Origin of the sequence: Tepidiphilus baoligensis (genome assembly GCF_012911495.1) — a bacterium.
Taxonomy (GTDB): domain Bacteria; phylum Pseudomonadota; class Gammaproteobacteria; order Burkholderiales; family Rhodocyclaceae; genus Tepidiphilus; species Tepidiphilus olei.
In genome coordinates, this window is record NZ_JAAAUB010000001.1 from 261,749 (window position 1) to 277,373 (window position 15,625).

A 15,625-nucleotide genomic window follows, 5' to 3' on the forward strand; every position below is an offset into this window, starting at 1 on the left:
CTACCGCAAATCCGATTCGACTCAAAGCTTGATGCTCGCCATGTATTGGTCGTAGCTCATCTCCGAGAGACGGAACCAGGAATATTGGTCGCGCAGGAATTTCTCATAGTGCGCGTAAATGTTCTTCCAATCGGGGTTGGTGTCGTTGAGCTCGGCGAAGAGTTCGTTGCGAGCCTTGAAGGAGGCATCCATCATGTCCTTGGGGAAGCGGTTGATCTTCGCCCCTTCGGCCACGAGCTTGCGGATCGTGTCCGGGTTGCGCGCGTCGTACTTGGCGAGCATGCGGGTGTGCGCATCGCTCGCGGCGATGCGGATCAGTTCCTGTAGCGTTTGGGCAGGCCGTCGTAGGCTTTCTTGTTGACGTAGAGCGACAGCTGGGCGCCGCCTTCCCACCAGGCGGGGTAATACCCGTAGGGTGCCACCTTGTGGAAACCAAGTTTGTAGTCGTCATAAACGGTGGTCCACTCCACCGCGTCGATCGTGCCCTTTTCCAGCGCCTGGTAGAGCTCGCCGCCGGGGATCGCCTGCGGTACGGCACCGAGCTTGGTGAGCACTCGGCCGGCAAGGTTGCTGATGCGAATCTTCAGCCCTTTCAGGTCGTCGACCGACTTGATCTCCTTACGGTACCATCCACCCCACTGCGCGCCGGTGTTGCCCAGAGGGAAGTTGACGATGTCGTAGCGTGCGAAGAGCTCGCGCATCAGCTGCAGGCCGCCGGCGTCGTACATCCAGGCATTGATCATGCGGGCGTTGAGGCCGAAGGGGATGGCGCAGTCGAAGGCGAGCGCGTCGTTCTTGCCGACGAAGTAGTACGAGGCCGAGTGTGCCATCTCGACCGTGCCCTGTTGGACCGCGTCGAACACGCCGAAAGGCGGCACCAATTCACCGCCGGCGAAGACATCGATCTGAAATTTTCCTTCGGAAAGCTCGTTGATGGACTTGCTCAACTCTTCGGCTGCACCGAAAATGGTATCGAGCGACTTGGGAAAGCTCGAGGCCAGGCGCCAGCGGATGTTCTGTTGCGCCATCACGATGGCCGGAGCGGTGCCGCTGGCGAGGATACCCGCGATTCCCGCGCCCTGGAGGAATTTGCGTCGTTGCATGGTTGGTCTCCCTTTCTGTCGAACAAGCGGCACACCGAGATGGCGGCCTTCCATGGTCAATTGAAACACCTCGAAAACCCGTCGAGGGGAATGACGGTGACGGACGCTCGAGAGCGGGCGCAAGAATCATTTGCCGTGTAGTCTGGCAAGCCCGCGAGACGACGAATGGGACGAGCGTCCGTGCGCGTGTTTTCGCAGCGTTTCATGGGTACCTCGAACAACCATCCCGAACGGTTGCAGGGCAAGGCCTCCAGAGCCCAGGATGCGAGACTGAGACTCATCACCTGGGGAGGTGAGCATCCGGGCACAGGAGAAGGCCGTCATACAGCCGTGCAGTCGGTTCATCAAGGTACTCTATAGTAGCGCAAAGCCGCTGAACTCCATCATTCCCCGGCCACTTGCATTGCTTCGACCAGGGTGGAACCGATCCGGTAGCGGTGGCAAGGGCGGGCGTCGTTGGCCACGCCACGGATGGCGCCGAACATCTCGAGCAGGTTGCCGGCGATCGTGATTTCACTCACCGGGTGGGTGATCTCGCCGTTTTCCACCCAGAAACCGGCCGCTCCGCGGGAATAATCGCCGGTGACGGGATTGACGCCGTGCCCCATGAGTTCGGTGACGAGCAGACCCCTGCCCATCTCGCGCAGTAGCGCCTCTCGGCTGTCGTGCGTGGGCGGCACGAGCAGGTTGTGCGCACCGCCGGCGTTGCCGGTGCTCGGCAGTCCCAGTTTGCGTCCGGAGTAGGTGGAGAGGAACCACCCCTGTAGGACGCCTTCGGCTACCACCGTGCGCCGCGCCGTGGCTACGCCCTCGTCGTCGAAAGGGGCCGAGCCTGGAGCCTTGAGGATGAAGGGGTCCTCGAGGATGGTGACGTGTGGCGAGAAAATCCGCTCACCGAGTTTGTCGAGCAGAAAGGAGGCCTTGCGGTAGAGGGCGCCGCCGCTCGCGGCCTGGACGAAGTGGGACAGCAGGCTGCCCGAGACGGTGTGGTCCAATACGACGGGGTAAGTCCCGGTGGGGATGCGTCGCGCCCCGAGGCGAGCGATCGCGCGCCGTCCGGCGCTGCGCCCGATCAGCTCGGCCGGTTCCAGATCGAGCGGGTCTCGCCGCCAGTCCCACCAGTAGTCGCGCTCCATTCCTGCTTCGTCTTGTGCGATGACGCTGCACGAGAAGGAATGGGCAGTGGTCGGGTAACCCGCGAGGAAACCAAGGGAATTGGCGAGTACGAATTGGTGGGCTTGGGTCGAGACCGTCGCCCCTTCGGAATTGGTGATGCGCTCGTCCACGGCAAGCGCGGAGGACTCGCAGGCGCGGGCGAGCTCGATCGCCGACTCGGCCTCCAGCGCCCAGGGATGGAAGAGCGATAGATCGGGAAGGGTGTGCGGGTCGGCCAGGCGATTCTCGTCGGGCAAGCCCGCCGCTTCGTCCTCGGCGGTGAGCCGGGCGATGGCCACGGCGGCGGCGACGGTGCGATCGATCGCCTCCCGGTTCATGTCGCTGGAATTCGCGTGCCCCCGGCGTCGGCCGACGTAGACCGTGACGCTCAAGCCTTTGTCTCGATGGTATTCGAGCGTCTCAAGCGCGCCGCGGCGTACCGTGACCGACAGGCCTCGACCTTCGGAGACGCTGACTTCGGCTGCGTCGGCCCCGAGCATGCGTGCGTGCTCGAGCGTCGCCTCCGCGATGCGCGCCAATTCAACGCGACTATGGGTAAATTCTACCGCTGGCATTCAGGACTCTCCTAGGGGACTGGCTTATAATTCTATCCTTCCCGACCATGATCCAGAGTGCTTGCTTCCAATGCCGCTTCCTCCGCCCAAAGATCGCCCCGAGATCCCACCGTCGAAGACGCGGCGCAAGAAAGCGATGATCGCCCTGCAAGATCTGGGTGAGCGGCTCACGGCGCTGTCGCGTGAGCGGCTGTCGCGACTCGATCTCCCTGAATCTCTGCTCGCGGCCATTCTGGAAGCCAAGCGACTGGAGGGCAAACACGAGGCGCGAAGGCGGCAGATGCAGTACGTCGGGCGGCTCATGCGTGTGGTCGATGCGGCGGCGATCGCCGCTCGCCTCGAATCCCTCGAGGGGGATTCGCCTCAGGCGAAGGCGCGTCGGGCGCAGCTGGAACGCTTGCGTGAGCGTTTCCTCGAAGATGAGCGGGTATTGGGCGAGATCCTCTCCTGGGCGCCGGAAGCCGACGTGCAGCATCTGCGCGTGTTGCGGCGCAAGGTACTGGAAGAGCGGCAGAAGGAAACGTTCGTCAGCGAGGCGTATCGCGCGATCTATCGTGAGTTGAAGTCCTTGGTCGAGGCCCATGAGGCAGATCTGCCGTGGGGTGCGGGAGAACGCGAGGAGAGAGAGGCATGAAGGCAGAGGCGGTGATCGGGCTCGTGTCGGTGAGCGACCGGGCGAGCCAGGGCGTCTATGAGGATCGTGGCCTGCCGGCGCTGGAGACATGGCTTTCCCGGGCGCTCGTTTCGCCCTGGCGGGCGGAGAGGCGCCTGATTCCCGATGAGCGTCCCGTGATCGAGCGCACCTTGATCGAGCTCGCCGACGAGCTCGGCTGCTGCCTCGTCTTCACCACCGGTGGGACGGGGCCGGCCCCGCGCGACGTCACGCCCGAAGCCACGCTCGCCGTTGCCGAGAAGGAACTCCCCGGCTTCGGCGAAGAGATGCGACGCATCGGCCTGCGCTTCGTCCCCACGGCCATCCTGTCGCGCCAGGTGGCGGTGATCCGAGGACGCACCCTGATCGTGAACTTTCCGGGGCAGCCGAAGTCCATCCAAGAAACCCTGGAGGGGTTGCGCGACGCCGAGGGTAAGGTGCTCCATGCCGGCATCTTCGCAGCGATTCCCTATGCGATCGATCTCATCGGTGGGCCCTATCTGGAAACGGATCCCTCGGTCGTCGCGGCGTTTCGCCCCAAGAGCGCCGTCAAATCCACCCAGGGATGAGCCAGCGAGGAAAGCGTATGAATACCGTCAAAGCCCACACCCGTCTGCACATCGATGACGTTAGAATCAAGGAGATCAAAGAGCTCGTGCCGCCGGCGCACGTGCTGCGCGAGTTTCCCGCTACGCCGGCCTCGGCCGAGACCACTTTTTTGGCTCGCCAGGCGATCCACCGCATCCTCTATGGCGCCGACGATCGCTTGCTCGTGGTCGTCGGTCCCTGTTCGATCCACGATCCGGAGGCGGCGCTGGAATACGCCCGTCGACTCAAGGAACAGGCGGATCGCTTGCGCGGCGATCTGCTGGTGGTGATGCGCGTCTACTTCGAGAAGCCGCGCACGACGGTCGGCTGGAAAGGGCTCATCAACGATCCTTACCTCGATGATTCTTTCCGCATCAACGATGGCATCCGCCTGGCTCGTCGGTTGTTGTGGGAGATCACCGAGATGGGACTGCCGGCCGGTACCGAGTTCCTCGACATGATCACGCCGCAGTACATCGCCGACCTCATCGCCTGGGGCGCGATCGGGGCGCGTACCACCGAGAGCCAGGTACACCGCGAGCTCGCCTCGGGGCTCTCCTGCCCGGTGGGTTTCAAGAACGGCACCGACGGCAACGTGCGTATCGCCATCGACGCGATCAAAGCGGCCCAGGCGCCGCACCATTTCCTCTCGGTGACCAAGGCAGGGCATTCGGCCATCGTCAGCACCACCGGCAACGAAGACTGCCACGTCATCCTGCGCGGCGGCAAGGAGCCCAACTACGACGCCAACAGCGTCGAAGCGGCCTGCCGCGACTTGGCGGCGGCCGGCATCCCGGCCAAGGTGATGATCGACTGCTCGCACGGCAACAGCCGTAAGCAGTTCAAGCGGCAACTCGAAGTGGTCGAATCGGTGGCCGAACAGCTCACCGGGGGCGAGGATCGCATCATCGGCGTGATGATCGAATCGCACCTCAAGGAAGGGCGGCAGGATCTGATGCCGGGCAAACCGCTCGAATACGGCAAGAGCATCACCGACGCCTGCATCGGCTGGGAAGACACGGTCACGGCGCTCGATCGCCTCGCCGAAGCGGTTCGGGCGCGGCGGGTGGCGCTCGCGCAGCGCGCTTGAGCGCTAGAGTACCCCCATCACCCGCTGGCGCCGCTCCATCAGGCGCCAGACGAAGGGGGTGAAGATGAGCTGCATCGCCAGTTCCATCTTGCCCCCGGGGATCACCAAGGTGTTCGCGCGGCTCATGAAGGAGTCGGCGATCATGTTGAGCAGGTAGGGGAAGTCGATGCCGCGCGGGTTGGCGAAGCGGATCACCACCAGGCTTTCGTCGGCGGTGGGCACGTCGCGGGCGATGAAGGGGTTGGAGGTATCGACCACCGGGATGCGCTGGAAATTGACGTGCGTGCGGCTGAACTGGGGGCAGATGTAGCGCACGTAGTCGGGCATGCGGCGCAAAATGGTGTCGGTGACGGCCTCCGTGGAATAGCCGCGCTCGCTGCGGTCCCGCCACAGTTTCTGGATCCACTCGAGGTTGATGATGGGCACCACGCCGATCAAGAGATCCACGAAACGCGCCATGTCGTGCGTCTCGGTCACCAGACCACCGTGCAGCCCCTCGTAGAAGAGGAGATCGGTGTTCTCCGGCAGAGGCTCCCACGGGGTGAAGGTACCTGGCTCTCCGCCGTATTTGGCGGCCTCCTCGACGTCGTGCAGGTAGTGGCGCGTGCGGCCAGTGCCGCTCTCCGAGTAGGAGCGAAAGAGATTCTCCAGCTCGTCGACCAGATTTGCCTCGGGGCCGAAATGGCTGAAGTGATGATTGCCGCGCGCGGCCTCTTCGGCGATGCGCCGGCGCATCTCGGCACGGTCGAAGGCGTGGAAAGCGTCGCCCTCGACCACGGCGGCATTGACCCCTTCGCGCTCGAAGATGCGCACGAAGGTGCGGGTGATGGTGCTCGTACCGGCGCCGGAAGAGCCGGTGACCGCGATGATGGGATGTTTGATCGACATGGCAGTGCCTGCGTATCGCTCTCGCAGTATACGCCTTTATGTCCGTCCCATGGCGTAGAACTCATCGTTGGGCCGCAGGGCGCTCATGTTGGCGATGCGGTTGCTCATGCTGTACTTTTCCATGAGCGCGTCGTGATAGGCGAAGAAGGCGCGGAATTCCTCGGGTCGGTGGGCGAGGGCGAGGAAGACGTTGGGGATGAATCCAGTCTTCTCCTGCACCGCGAGGATGCGGGCGCGGATGTCTTCGGGCAGCTCGGGAAACGCTGAATAATTGGCTGCGCGGGCGAATCGCTGCGTTGCGCGGTGCTCGCTCCCTCGCCTATCTAGTTGATATGTCTCGGTCGCTGCGCTCCGTGCGCCTTGCGCTTCATCCCGCTCGCTCATTTCTTCAGCGTTTCCCTCGTCGAGCCGGGCGACGGGAAAGCGGCTGATGCGGCGTTCTTCGCTCATAGGGTGTTTCCTCCTCGTAAGAGGAACAAGCCCGCACATGGCGGGCTCGGGAATCAGCGTACTTGCTGCGCGAGTTCGCCCGAGCGATAGCGCTCGGCCATTTTCTCGAGCGGGATCGGTTTGATCTTGCTCGCCATGCCGGCGCAGCCAAACGCTTCGTAGCGCGATTTGCACACGGCTTTGGCGGCGGCGCGCGCCGGTTTGAGGTATTCGCGCGGGTCGAACTTGTCGGGCGACTCGGCGAAGAAGCGGCGGATCGCGCCGGTCATCGCCAGGCGGATGTCGGTGTCGATGTTGATCTTGCGCACGCCGTAGCGGATGGCGGTTTGGATCTCCTCGACGGGCACGCCATAGGTCTCTTTCATGTCGCCGCCGTAGCGCCGGATTTCTTCGAGCAGCTCCTGCGGCACGCTGGAGGAGCCGTGCATGACGAGGTGGGTGTTGGGCAGCCGGGCGTGGATTTCCTTGACGCGCTCGATGGCCAGGATGTCGCCGGTGGGCTTGCGCGAGAACTTGTAGGCGCCGTGGCTGGTGCCGATGGCGATCGCCAGCGCGTCGCACTGCGTGGCGCGCACGAAGTCGGCGGCCTGCTCGGGGTCGGTGAGCAGCATCGAGTGCGCGAGCGTGCCGGCCGCGCCGATGCCGTCTTCTTCGCCCGCCTTGCCGGTTTCGAGCGAGCCCAGACAGCCGAGCTCGGCTTCGACCGTCACGCCGATGTAGTGGGCAAAGCGCACCACTTCCTGGGTGACGGCCACGTTATATTCATAGGAAGAAGGGGTTTTGCCGTCTTCCAGCAGCGATCCGTCCATCATCACGCTGGTGAAGCCGGAGCGGATGGCGGCCATGCACACGGCCGGGGTCTGGCCGTGATCCTGGTGCATCACGACCGGCAGATGGGGGTAGGCTTCGATCGCGGCGAGCAGCAGGTGGCGCAGGAAGGGTTCGCCGGCATACTTGCGCGCGCCGGCCGAAGCCTGCATGATCACGGGGCTGTCGGTCTCGGCCGCGGCCTCCATGATCGCCTGCACTTGTTCGAGGTTGTTTACGTTGAAGGCGGGAATGCCGTAGCCGTGTTCGGCGGCGTGATCGAGCAGCTGGCGCATCGAGACGAGGGGCATGGGACGTTTCTCCTTGAAGCGGATTGTTCGGGCGGATTCTACACCGGCGGGACGGCGGCCCGCAGGGTCTGGCCGACGCGCACGATCTTGAGGGTGTTGGTGCCGCCGGGCACGCCGATGGGTTCGCCAATGGTGAGCGCGATGAGATCGTCGTAGGCGACGATGCCGCGCTCGAGCAGGATCTTCTCCGCTTCCCACAGCATTTCGTCGCGGTCCTGATGGACTTGCGACACGAGGATGGGCGTGACCTGCCGGTAGAGGGTCATCTGGTTGCGCGTGTGCGCGTCGGGGGTGAGGGCGAAGATGGGCACGCCGCTGTTGATCCGGCTCATCCACAGGGCGGTGGCGCCGGTCTGGGTCATGGCGGCGATGGCCTTGACGCGCAGGTGCCAGCCGGTCCAGATCGCCGACATGGCGATCGCCTCGTCGATGCGGGTGAAGACCCGGTCGAGCAGTTCGCGATCGAGTGAGCTCTCCTGGGAGCGTTCGGCTTCGAGGCAGACGCGGTGCATGGCTTCCACCGTCTCGACCGGATAACGGCCGCTGGCGGTCTCGGCCGAGAGCATGACCGCGTCGGTACCGTCGAGCACGGCGTTGGCCACGTCCGAGACTTCGGCGCGCGTGGGCACCGGGCTCTCGATCATCGATTCCATCATCTGCGTGGCGGTGATGGCGAGCCGCTTGTGCTCACGTGCGAGCCGCAGCATCTTTTTCTGTAGCGCCGGTACCGCCGCATCACCCACTTCGACGGCGAGGTCGCCGCGTGCGACCATGATGCCGTCGCTCGCCTGCAGGATTTCCTCGAGGTTTTGCACCGCCTCGATGCGTTCGATCTTGGCGATGATGAGCGCGTGCCCGCCGGCGGCGCGCATGAGCTGGCGGGCCATGTAGATGTCGGCGGCGTTTTTGGGGAAGGACACGGCGAGGAAGTCTACGTCGAGTTCGGCGGCGAGACGGATGTCTTCCATGTCCTTGGCGGTGAGCGCCGGGGCCGAGAGGCCGCCGCCCTGCCGGTTGATGCCCTTGTGATCGGAGAGCACGCCGCCCACGAGCACCGTGGTATGGATGCGATCGCCGGCGACGTAATCGACCTGCAGCCGGATTTTTCCGTCGTCGAGCAGCAGTACGTCGCCGGGGCGGACGTCGCGCGGCAGATCGGGGTAGTCGAGCCCGACGCGGGTCTCGTCGCCCACGGGGCAGTGGACGTCGAGCACGAATTTCTGTCCGCGCTCGAGCGTGATTTTCCCGTGGGCGAATTTGCCGATGCGGATCTTCGGCCCTTGCAGGTCACCGAGTAGCCCCACGGGCCTTTCCCGTTCGAGGGCGAGCTCGCGCACCAGCCGGGCGCGGGCACGATGCTCGTCGGGGCTGCCGTGGGAGAAGTTGAGCCGGGCGACGTCGAGCCCGGCATCGATCATGCGACCGAGCACCTCAAGGCTGGAGCTCGCCGGCCCGAGCGTGGCGACGATCTTGGTGTGACGTAGCGACATGAGGGCTCCGGATGACGACGGAAAGGTGATCGAGCGTTGCGTCCATTGTAGCAAGAAGGTCCGGCGTTACCGTCAGTCTTTTACCTGATCATTCCGTTCATTTTCCCCTGGAAGTTGTTGTTCCTGAGCTTGTTTGGCGATATTGGAACGAGTATCATTTGGCTCATGAGCACCCCAAGAAAACTGCTCGAATCCATGCGCCAGAACCCGAGAGACTGGCGAATCGACCAGGTGGAAACCGTCGCTCGCGCATTCGGACTAACTGTCTTCCATCGTGGTGGAAGCCACTACATCCTGCGCAATGCCGCAGGCCGAAAAATCAGCATTCCTGCACATCGACCCATCAAACCGATCTACATAAAAGCCTTGGTTCGATTGATCGATACGGGACTTGGAGACGAAGAGTGATCGACAGCAGAAATTACCCTGTAGAAATTCGCCGTCTCCCGGAAGAGGACGGCGGCGGTTGGCTTGCCGTATTCCCCGACCTGCCGGGATGCATAGGTGATGGCGAGACGCCGGAAGAGGCCATTGCGGATGGTTATCGCGCCGCTCAGGCATGGCTCGAAGCGGCAGAAGAATATGGTGATCCCATCCCGTCTCCTAGCAGCGGATCGGAGTCGGGGCGGTTTGTCTTGAGACTGCCGCGCAGCTTGCACGCAAGGCTTGCCGCACGTGCCGCGCAAGAAGGCGTGAGCATGAATACGCTCGTGGTTTCTCTCCTTGCCGAAGGGATGGCCGTGAAGAGCTAAAACCGATGTAGAGACCCTCGCGCACGGGTCTTGCGATCCAGGAAAGGATGCCATGCGCTGTAGCATAATGAAACCGGCCCAGTTCCGTAGGCCATGCGTGACCAAGCGCAACGAAATCACCTTCGATGAAGCGAACGTTCTTCAAACCTGCGGTAGCGGCTAAGTCCGGGTGAAACACCTTTTTACCCCCGGCGAGCGCCCGGGACGCTATCCTGCAGTCAGGAAAAAGACAGCTTGGTCGGAGGAAGGATCATGAATGCGAAGAAGAAGGTTGCCGCCTTGGGATTGCTGGCTTTCTTGGGGAGTTCGGCGGTATGGGCGGGGGGACCGTGGCACGATGGATATCGGGGACGGTATGAACCGGACTACCGCGCCCATTTCGATCGCGGCCATCACCACGGCTGGGACCGGCATTGGGATCGCCGCCCGGTGACGGTGGTGCGCGAGCGCACCGTGATCTATCGCGACTGGGCGCCACCGCCGCGGGTGGTGGAGTATCGCTATGCGCGGCCGTACTACTACCAGCCGGGGGTGACGATCGACGTGTCGCCGATCTTCATTCCGTTCCGGTGAGGGGCGTCTCGGCCGAGCGTTCGGCCCAATCGCGCGGCTCGAGTACCTCGTAGAGCGCCGCCTCGGGGCTGCCGGGCTCGGGGTGCCAGTCGTAGCGCCAGCGCGCGAGCGGCGGCAGCGACATGAGGATGGCTTCGGTGCGCCCGCCGCTTTGCAAGCCGAAATGGGTGCCGCGGTCCCATACGAGGTTGAATTCGACGTAGCGGCCGCGGCGGTAGGCCTGGAAGTCGCGCTCGCGCTCGCCGTAAGGGTGGGCGAGCCGCCGCTCGAGGAGGGGGAGATAGGCCGGCAGGAAGGCGTCCCCCACGGCTTGGGTGAGGCGCCAGGCCGAGGCGAAGGGGATGGTGCCGTCGGCCCCCAGATCGTCGAAGAAAAGGCCGCCCACGCCGCGCGGCTCGTTGCGGTGTTTCAGGTAGAAGTACTCGTCGCACCAGCGTTTGTAGTGACGATAGTGCGCTTCGTCGAAGCCCGCGCCCAGCACCGCGTCGCGGCAGGCGCGGTGGAAGTGGGTAATGTCTTCGACGAAGGGGTAGTAGGGCGTGAGATCCATGCCGCCGCCGAACCACCACACGGGCGGCAGCCCTTCGGCGGTGGCGACGAAGGCGCGCACGTTGAGGTGTACGGTGGGGCAGTAAGGATTGCGCGGGTGCAGCACGAGCGACACGCCCAGCGCCTCGAAGGCACGCCCGGCGAGCTCGGGGCGCCGGGCGCTCGCCGAAGGCGGCAGGCTCGCGCCGCGCACGTGGGAAAAATTGACGCCGCCGCGCTCGAGCACCGGGCCGTCTTCGGTGATGCAGCTCACTCCGTCGCCCACGAGCGCTTCGCCTTGGGGCCGTTCCCAACGATCTTCGCGAAACGGGCGGCCGTCGATTCTGGCAAGCGCCGCCACGATGCGCGCCTGCAGCGCGAGGAAATGATCCCGGATCGCGGCGGTGTCGGGCGTCATGGGTGGTGGCGGTTGAGCGCCCGGTGGCCGATGTCGCGGCGCATCTGTTTGCCGGCGAACTCGATGCGGTCGGCCATGGCGTAGGCGCGCGCGATCGCCTCGCGCAGTGTCTCACCGAGTGCGGTGACGCACACTACGCGTCCGCCATTGGTGACGATTCTTCCTTCGCGCTCGGCGGTACCGGCGTGGAAGACGAGCACCGGTTCCTGAGGCTCGAGGGGGGTGCATTCTTCGGGCAGCCCCGTGATGACGTCGCCTTTGCGCGGGGCTTCCGGATAGCCGGCGGCAGCGAGCACCACGCCCACCGCCGGGCGACGGTCCCATTGCGCCTCGATTTCGAGCAGGGAGCCGGCAAGCGCCGCTTCGATGAGATCGACGAGGTCGGTCTTGAGGCGCACGAGCAGCGGCTGCGCCTCGGGGTCGCCCAGGCGGCAGTTGAATTCGACCACCCGCGGTTCGCCTTGCGGCGAGATCATGAGACCTGCATAGAGAAATCCGACGTAGGGCGTACCTTCGGCGGCCATGCCGGCGAGGGTGGGTTGAATGATCTCGCGCATGACGCGGGCGTGCACGTCGGGGGTGACCACCGGCGCGGGGCTGTAGGCGCCCATGCCGCCGGTGTTGGGGCCGCGGTCGCCGTCGAGCAGGCGCTTGTGGTCCTGGCTGGTGGCCAAGGCCAAGGCGTTGCGCCCGTCGGCGATGACGATGAAGCTCGCCTCTTCGCCCTCCATGAATTCCTCGATGACGACCCGTGCGCCGGCGTCCCCCATAGCATTGGCCACGAGCATGCGGTCGATCGCCTCGTGGGCCTCGGCAAGGGTCTGCGCCACCACCACCCCTTTGCCGGCGGCGAGTCCGTCGGCTTTGACGACGATGGGGGCTCCTTTGGCCTCGACCCAGGCGTGGGCCTGCGCGGCGTCGGCGAAGGTCTGGTATGCGGCCGTGGGAATCCCGTGGCGCTGCATGAAACGCTTGGCGAAATCCTTGCTCGCTTCGAGCCGAGCGGCGGCCTGGGTCGGGCCGAAGATCGCAAGCCCCGCTTCGCGGAAAGCGTCGACGATACCGGCGGCAAGCGGTGCCTCCGGCCCGACGACGGTGAGATCGACGCGTTCGCGTCGGGCGGCGTCGAGCCATTGCTCGATCGTGTTCGCCGGCACGTTGTGGCATTTCTCCGTGCGGACGGTACCGGGGTTGCCCGGGGCGACGAGGACGTGCTGCACGCGCGGCGATTGGGCGAGCTTCCAGGCGAGCGCGTGCTCGCGCCCGCCGCTACCGATGACCATCACGGTGAGTCCGTGTTTCTTCATGAGGGGTTCGCTCGTTCTTCTGCAGATGCTCAGTGACGGAAATGGCGGATGCCGGTAAAGACCATGGCAAGGCCATGCTCGTCGGCTGCGGCGATCACCTCTTCGTCGCGCACCGACCCGCCGGGCTGGATGACGGCGGTGGCGCCGGCTTCGGCGAGTACGTCGAGCCCATCTCTGAAGGGGAAGAAGGCGTCGGAAGCGACCACGCTGCCGCGCACCTCCAGACCGGCGTTGCGCGCCTTGATCACGGCGATGCGTGAGGAGTCGACCCGGCTCATTTGCCCCGCGCCGATGCCCACGGTACGCCGTTCCTTGCCATAGACGATGGCGTTCGACTTGACGTACTTGGCCACGCGCCACACGAAGAGGAGATCGCGCATTTCTTCGGCGGTGGGCTGGCGGCGGGTAACGACGCGCAGCTGGTCCGGGTCGAAGGAGAGGGCATCCGGCGTCTGCACCAAGAGTCCCCCGCCGATGCGCTTGTATTCCCATTGGGCGGGATCGGTGCCCAGCGGGCAGCGCAGCACGCGCACGTTCTTCTTCGCCGCGAGCACTTCGAGCGCCTCGTGGGTGTAACCCGGCGCGATGAGCACTTCGAGGAACTGCGAGGAGACGGCCTGCGCCGCGGCTGCGTCCACGGGCACGTTGAAGGCGATGATGCCGCCGAAGGCGGAGGTCGGGTCGGTGGCGAAGGCCCGTTGATAGGCTTCGAGTGGGGTTTCCCCGAGCGCGACGCCGCAGGGATTGGCGTGCTTGACGATGACGCAGGCGGGACCGTCGGCATCCGCGGCGAAGCTCTTGACGCATTCCCAGGCGGCGTCGGCGTCGGCGAGGTTGTTGTAGGAGAGCTCCTTGCCCTGGAGCTGTTGCGCTTGGGCGATGCCGCCCGCGGCCGCCCTCGGGTCGCGATAGAAAGCGGCGCTCTGATGCGGGTTCTCGCCGTAGCGCAGGTCCTGCACCTTGTCGAAGGCCGGCTGAAAGGCGGCGGGGAATGGGCTCGTCTCGCCCGCCGGGGTGCGGGCGGTGAGGTAGTGGGAAATGGCGGCATCGTAGCGTGCCGTGTGCGTGAAGGCTTTGGCGGCGAGGCGGTAACGGGTGGCATGGCTCACGCGCCCGCCATTGGCGTGCATCTCGTCGAGCAGCGGCGCATAGTCGGCCGGATCGGTGAGCACGGCCACGCCCCCTTGCTCGTTGCCGTGATTCTTGGCCGCGGCGCGTACCATGGCCGGACCGCCGATGTCGATGTTCTCGATCGCCTCTTCGAGGGTGCAGCCCGGGCGTGCCACGGTCTGCTCGAAGGGGTAGAGGTTGACGGCCACGACGTCGATGAGGGGGATGCCGTGGGCGGCGAGCGCGGCCAGATGGGCTTCGTCGTCGCGCCGCGCGAGGATGCCGCTGTGTACGCGGGGGTGCAGGGTCTTGACGCGGCCATCGAGCATCTCGGGAAATCCCGTGTGTTCGGCCACGTCGGTGACGTTCAACCCGGCTTCGCGCAGCACTTGGGCCGTACCGCCGGTGGAGAGCAGGCGCAGGCCCAGCCGTTCGAGCCCTCGGGCGAATTCGACGATCCCGGTCTTGTCCGAGACGCTGAGGAGTGCGTATCTTTCCGTCATGATGATTTCCGTGCGTGAGGGTCAGCCGAGATGGTATTGCTGGATCTTGCGCCGTAGCGTGTTGCGGTTGATGCCGAGCATCTGTGCCGCCAGCGTCTGGTTGCCGTCGGCGCGGGCGAGGATGTAGCGGATGAGTTCGCTCTCGACTCGGTCCATCACCAGCGCGTACAGACCCGTGGGTGTCTGGCCCTCGAGGTCGTGGAAATAGCGCTCGAGCGTGGCGAGCACTGCCCGGCCGAGCTCGTCGCGGCATTCGGGCATCGGTTTCATGCGCAGACCTCGTCGGTCGTTTCCAGGGGTTCGATCCCCCGGCTGGCGAGTTCGCCGAAGAACTCGTCGATCGCTTCGCGTTGTTCGGCCACCGTCTCGAGCCGGTTCATGCGCTGGCGGAAAGCCGCCGAGCCGACGAGGCCCTTGGTGTACCAGGAGATGTGCTTGCGGGCGATCTTCACGCCCGTTGCCTCGCCGTAGAAGGCATAGAGGTCTTCGAGGTGTTCGAGCAGCAGGGCGCGGATCTCGAGCGGCGAAGGCGGCGGCAGGTGCTTTCCGGTGGCGAGGTAGTGTTCGATCTCGCGAAAGAGCCAGGGGCGCCCCTGGGCGGCGCGGCCGATCATCACGCCGTCGGCGCCAGTGTAGTCCAGCACGGCGCGGGCTTTCTCGGGCGTGGTGATGTCGCCGTTGGCGATCACGGGAATGGAGACGAGGGTCTTCACCAGGGCGATGGTGTCGTATTCCGCTTCGCCCATGTACTGATCGGCCCGGGTGCGGCCGTGGATGGCGAGCGCCCGGATGCCGCAGGATTCGGCGATGCGCGCCAGGCGCGGGGCGTTCTTGTTGGCGCGGTTCCAGCCGGTACGCATCTTGAGCGTCACCGGGGTGTCGGGCACGGCGCGCACCACGGCTTCCAGGATGCGGGCGGCGAGCGCTTCGTCTTGCATGAGCGCGGAACCCGCATAGACGTTGCACACTTTCTTCGCCGGGCAGCCCATGTTGATGTCGATGATCTGCGCCCCGCGCTCGACGTTGTGGCGCGCCGCCTGCGCCATCATTTCGGGGTCGGCGCCGGCGATCTGCACGACGATGGGTTCGACTTCGCCCCTGTGGTCGGCCCGGCGCAGGGTCTTGGCGCTGCCATAGAGGAGCGAATTGGAGGTGACCATCTCGGAGACCGCCAGTCCCGCGCCCAGGCGCTTGCACAGCTGCCGGAAGGGGCGGTCGGTGACCCCTGCCATCGGGGCGACGAAGAGGTTGTTGCGCAGGCGAAAGCCGAGATAATCCATCGCGGTGGGGTGGGTGTCGTTCGTCGGGAACGGGCAAGTATACCG

The 15,625-nt window shown here is 65.1% G+C and carries 15 protein-coding genes and 2 pseudogenes; 6 read left to right on the top strand and 11 right to left on the bottom strand.

Features of this window, described 5'->3' with window-relative positions:
• Positions 1–21: 21 nt before the first annotated feature.
• A pseudogene (locus tag GV368_RS01330) lies at positions 22–1,103 on the bottom strand (TRAP transporter substrate-binding protein).
• A gap of 383 nt (positions 1,104–1,486) precedes the next feature.
• Positions 1,487–2,833, bottom strand: a complete 1,347-nt coding sequence (gene pmbA / locus GV368_RS01335) for a metalloprotease PmbA (RefSeq protein WP_169114797.1) — start codon at positions 2,831–2,833, stop codon at positions 1,487–1,489.
• Positions 2,834–2,903: 70 nt separating this feature from the next.
• On the opposite strand from pmbA, the gene yjgA reads away from it, so the two are divergent.
• From yjgA to aroG, 3 genes are read left to right on the top strand one after another with little or no spacing between them, the layout of a single operon-like run.
• Entirely contained in the window at positions 2,904–3,467 is a 564-nt protein-coding gene (gene yjgA / locus GV368_RS01340) for a ribosome biogenesis factor YjgA (protein WP_142810185.1), read from the top strand.
• A complete protein-coding gene (mog, locus tag GV368_RS01345; protein ID WP_169114799.1) occupies positions 3,464–4,054 on the top strand; it encodes a molybdopterin adenylyltransferase in 591 nt (196 codons plus the stop codon). The genes yjgA and mog overlap by 4 nt, the downstream gene beginning before the upstream one ends.
• Positions 4,055–4,071: 17 nt before the next feature.
• A complete protein-coding gene (gene aroG, locus GV368_RS01350; RefSeq protein ID WP_169114801.1) occupies positions 4,072–5,163 on the top strand; it encodes a 3-deoxy-7-phosphoheptulonate synthase AroG in 1,092 nt (363 codons plus the stop codon).
• 3 nt (positions 5,164–5,166) lie between these two features.
• Here aroG and GV368_RS01355 read toward each other — a convergent pair whose 3' ends face one another.
• The 4 genes and pseudogenes from GV368_RS01355 to pyk all read right to left on the bottom strand — a co-directional run bounded on the left by GV368_RS01355 (position 5,167) and on the right by pyk (position 9,109).
• Positions 5,167–6,051, bottom strand: a complete 885-nt coding sequence (locus GV368_RS01355; protein ID WP_169114803.1) for a phosphoribulokinase — start codon at positions 6,049–6,051, stop codon at positions 5,167–5,169.
• A 114-nt stretch (positions 6,052–6,165) separates the two neighbouring features.
• A pseudogene (locus tag GV368_RS11040) lies at positions 6,166–6,435 on the bottom strand (hypothetical protein); the annotation flags it as partial.
• A 119-nt stretch (positions 6,436–6,554) separates the two neighbouring features.
• The gene (gene fba, locus GV368_RS01365; RefSeq protein WP_169114805.1) at positions 6,555–7,619 is read right to left on the bottom strand and encodes a class II fructose-bisphosphate aldolase; all 1,065 of its coding nucleotides are present in this window, start codon (positions 7,617–7,619) and stop codon (positions 6,555–6,557) included.
• Between the two features lie 38 nt (positions 7,620–7,657).
• On the bottom strand, positions 7,658–9,109 hold the full coding sequence (gene pyk, locus GV368_RS01370; protein ID WP_169114807.1) for a pyruvate kinase: 1,452 nt from the start codon (positions 9,107–9,109) through the stop codon (positions 7,658–7,660).
• 165 nt (positions 9,110–9,274) lie between these two features.
• Between pyk and GV368_RS01375 the strand changes: the two genes are divergently transcribed.
• The 3 genes from GV368_RS01375 to GV368_RS01385 all read left to right on the top strand — a co-directional run bounded on the left by GV368_RS01375 (position 9,275) and on the right by GV368_RS01385 (position 10,434).
• Positions 9,275–9,517: a type II toxin-antitoxin system HicA family toxin gene (locus tag GV368_RS01375; RefSeq protein WP_169114809.1), complete on the top strand. Its 243-nt coding sequence runs from the start codon at positions 9,275–9,277 to the stop codon at positions 9,515–9,517.
• The gene (locus GV368_RS11485) at positions 9,517–9,861 is read left to right on the top strand and encodes a type II toxin-antitoxin system HicB family antitoxin (protein WP_385916363.1); all 345 of its coding nucleotides are present in this window, start codon (positions 9,517–9,519) and stop codon (positions 9,859–9,861) included. Before GV368_RS01375 ends, GV368_RS11485 begins: the two co-directional genes overlap by 1 nt.
• Before the next feature lie 252 nt (positions 9,862–10,113).
• Positions 10,114–10,434 (top strand): hypothetical protein, encoded by a 321-nt coding sequence (locus tag GV368_RS01385; protein WP_169114811.1) that lies wholly within the window; start codon positions 10,114–10,116, stop codon positions 10,432–10,434.
• Here GV368_RS01385 and hemF read toward each other — a convergent pair.
• Genes hemF through dusB form a run of 5 tightly spaced genes read right to left on the bottom strand, consistent with a single transcriptional unit; the run spans position 10,418 to position 15,580 of the window.
• Complete coding sequence (gene hemF / locus GV368_RS01390; protein WP_169114813.1) at positions 10,418–11,380, bottom strand: oxygen-dependent coproporphyrinogen oxidase; 963 nt, start codon at positions 11,378–11,380, stop codon at positions 10,418–10,420. The genes GV368_RS01385 and hemF overlap by 17 nt on opposite strands.
• Complete coding sequence (gene purD / locus GV368_RS01395) at positions 11,377–12,687, bottom strand: phosphoribosylamine--glycine ligase (RefSeq protein ID WP_169114815.1); 1,311 nt, start codon at positions 12,685–12,687, stop codon at positions 11,377–11,379. The genes hemF and purD overlap by 4 nt, the downstream gene beginning before the upstream one ends.
• A 29-nt stretch (positions 12,688–12,716) precedes the next feature.
• Entirely contained in the window at positions 12,717–14,300 is a 1,584-nt protein-coding gene (gene purH, locus GV368_RS01400; RefSeq protein WP_169114817.1) for a bifunctional phosphoribosylaminoimidazolecarboxamide formyltransferase/IMP cyclohydrolase, read from the bottom strand.
• A gap of 21 nt (positions 14,301–14,321) precedes the next feature.
• Complete coding sequence (locus GV368_RS01405) at positions 14,322–14,570, bottom strand: helix-turn-helix domain-containing protein (RefSeq protein WP_206673193.1); 249 nt, start codon at positions 14,568–14,570, stop codon at positions 14,322–14,324.
• Positions 14,567–15,580, bottom strand: a complete 1,014-nt coding sequence (gene dusB / locus GV368_RS01410; protein ID WP_169114819.1) for a tRNA dihydrouridine synthase DusB — start codon at positions 15,578–15,580, stop codon at positions 14,567–14,569. The genes GV368_RS01405 and dusB overlap by 4 nt, the downstream gene beginning before the upstream one ends.
• Between the last annotated feature and the right edge of the window lie 45 nt (positions 15,581–15,625).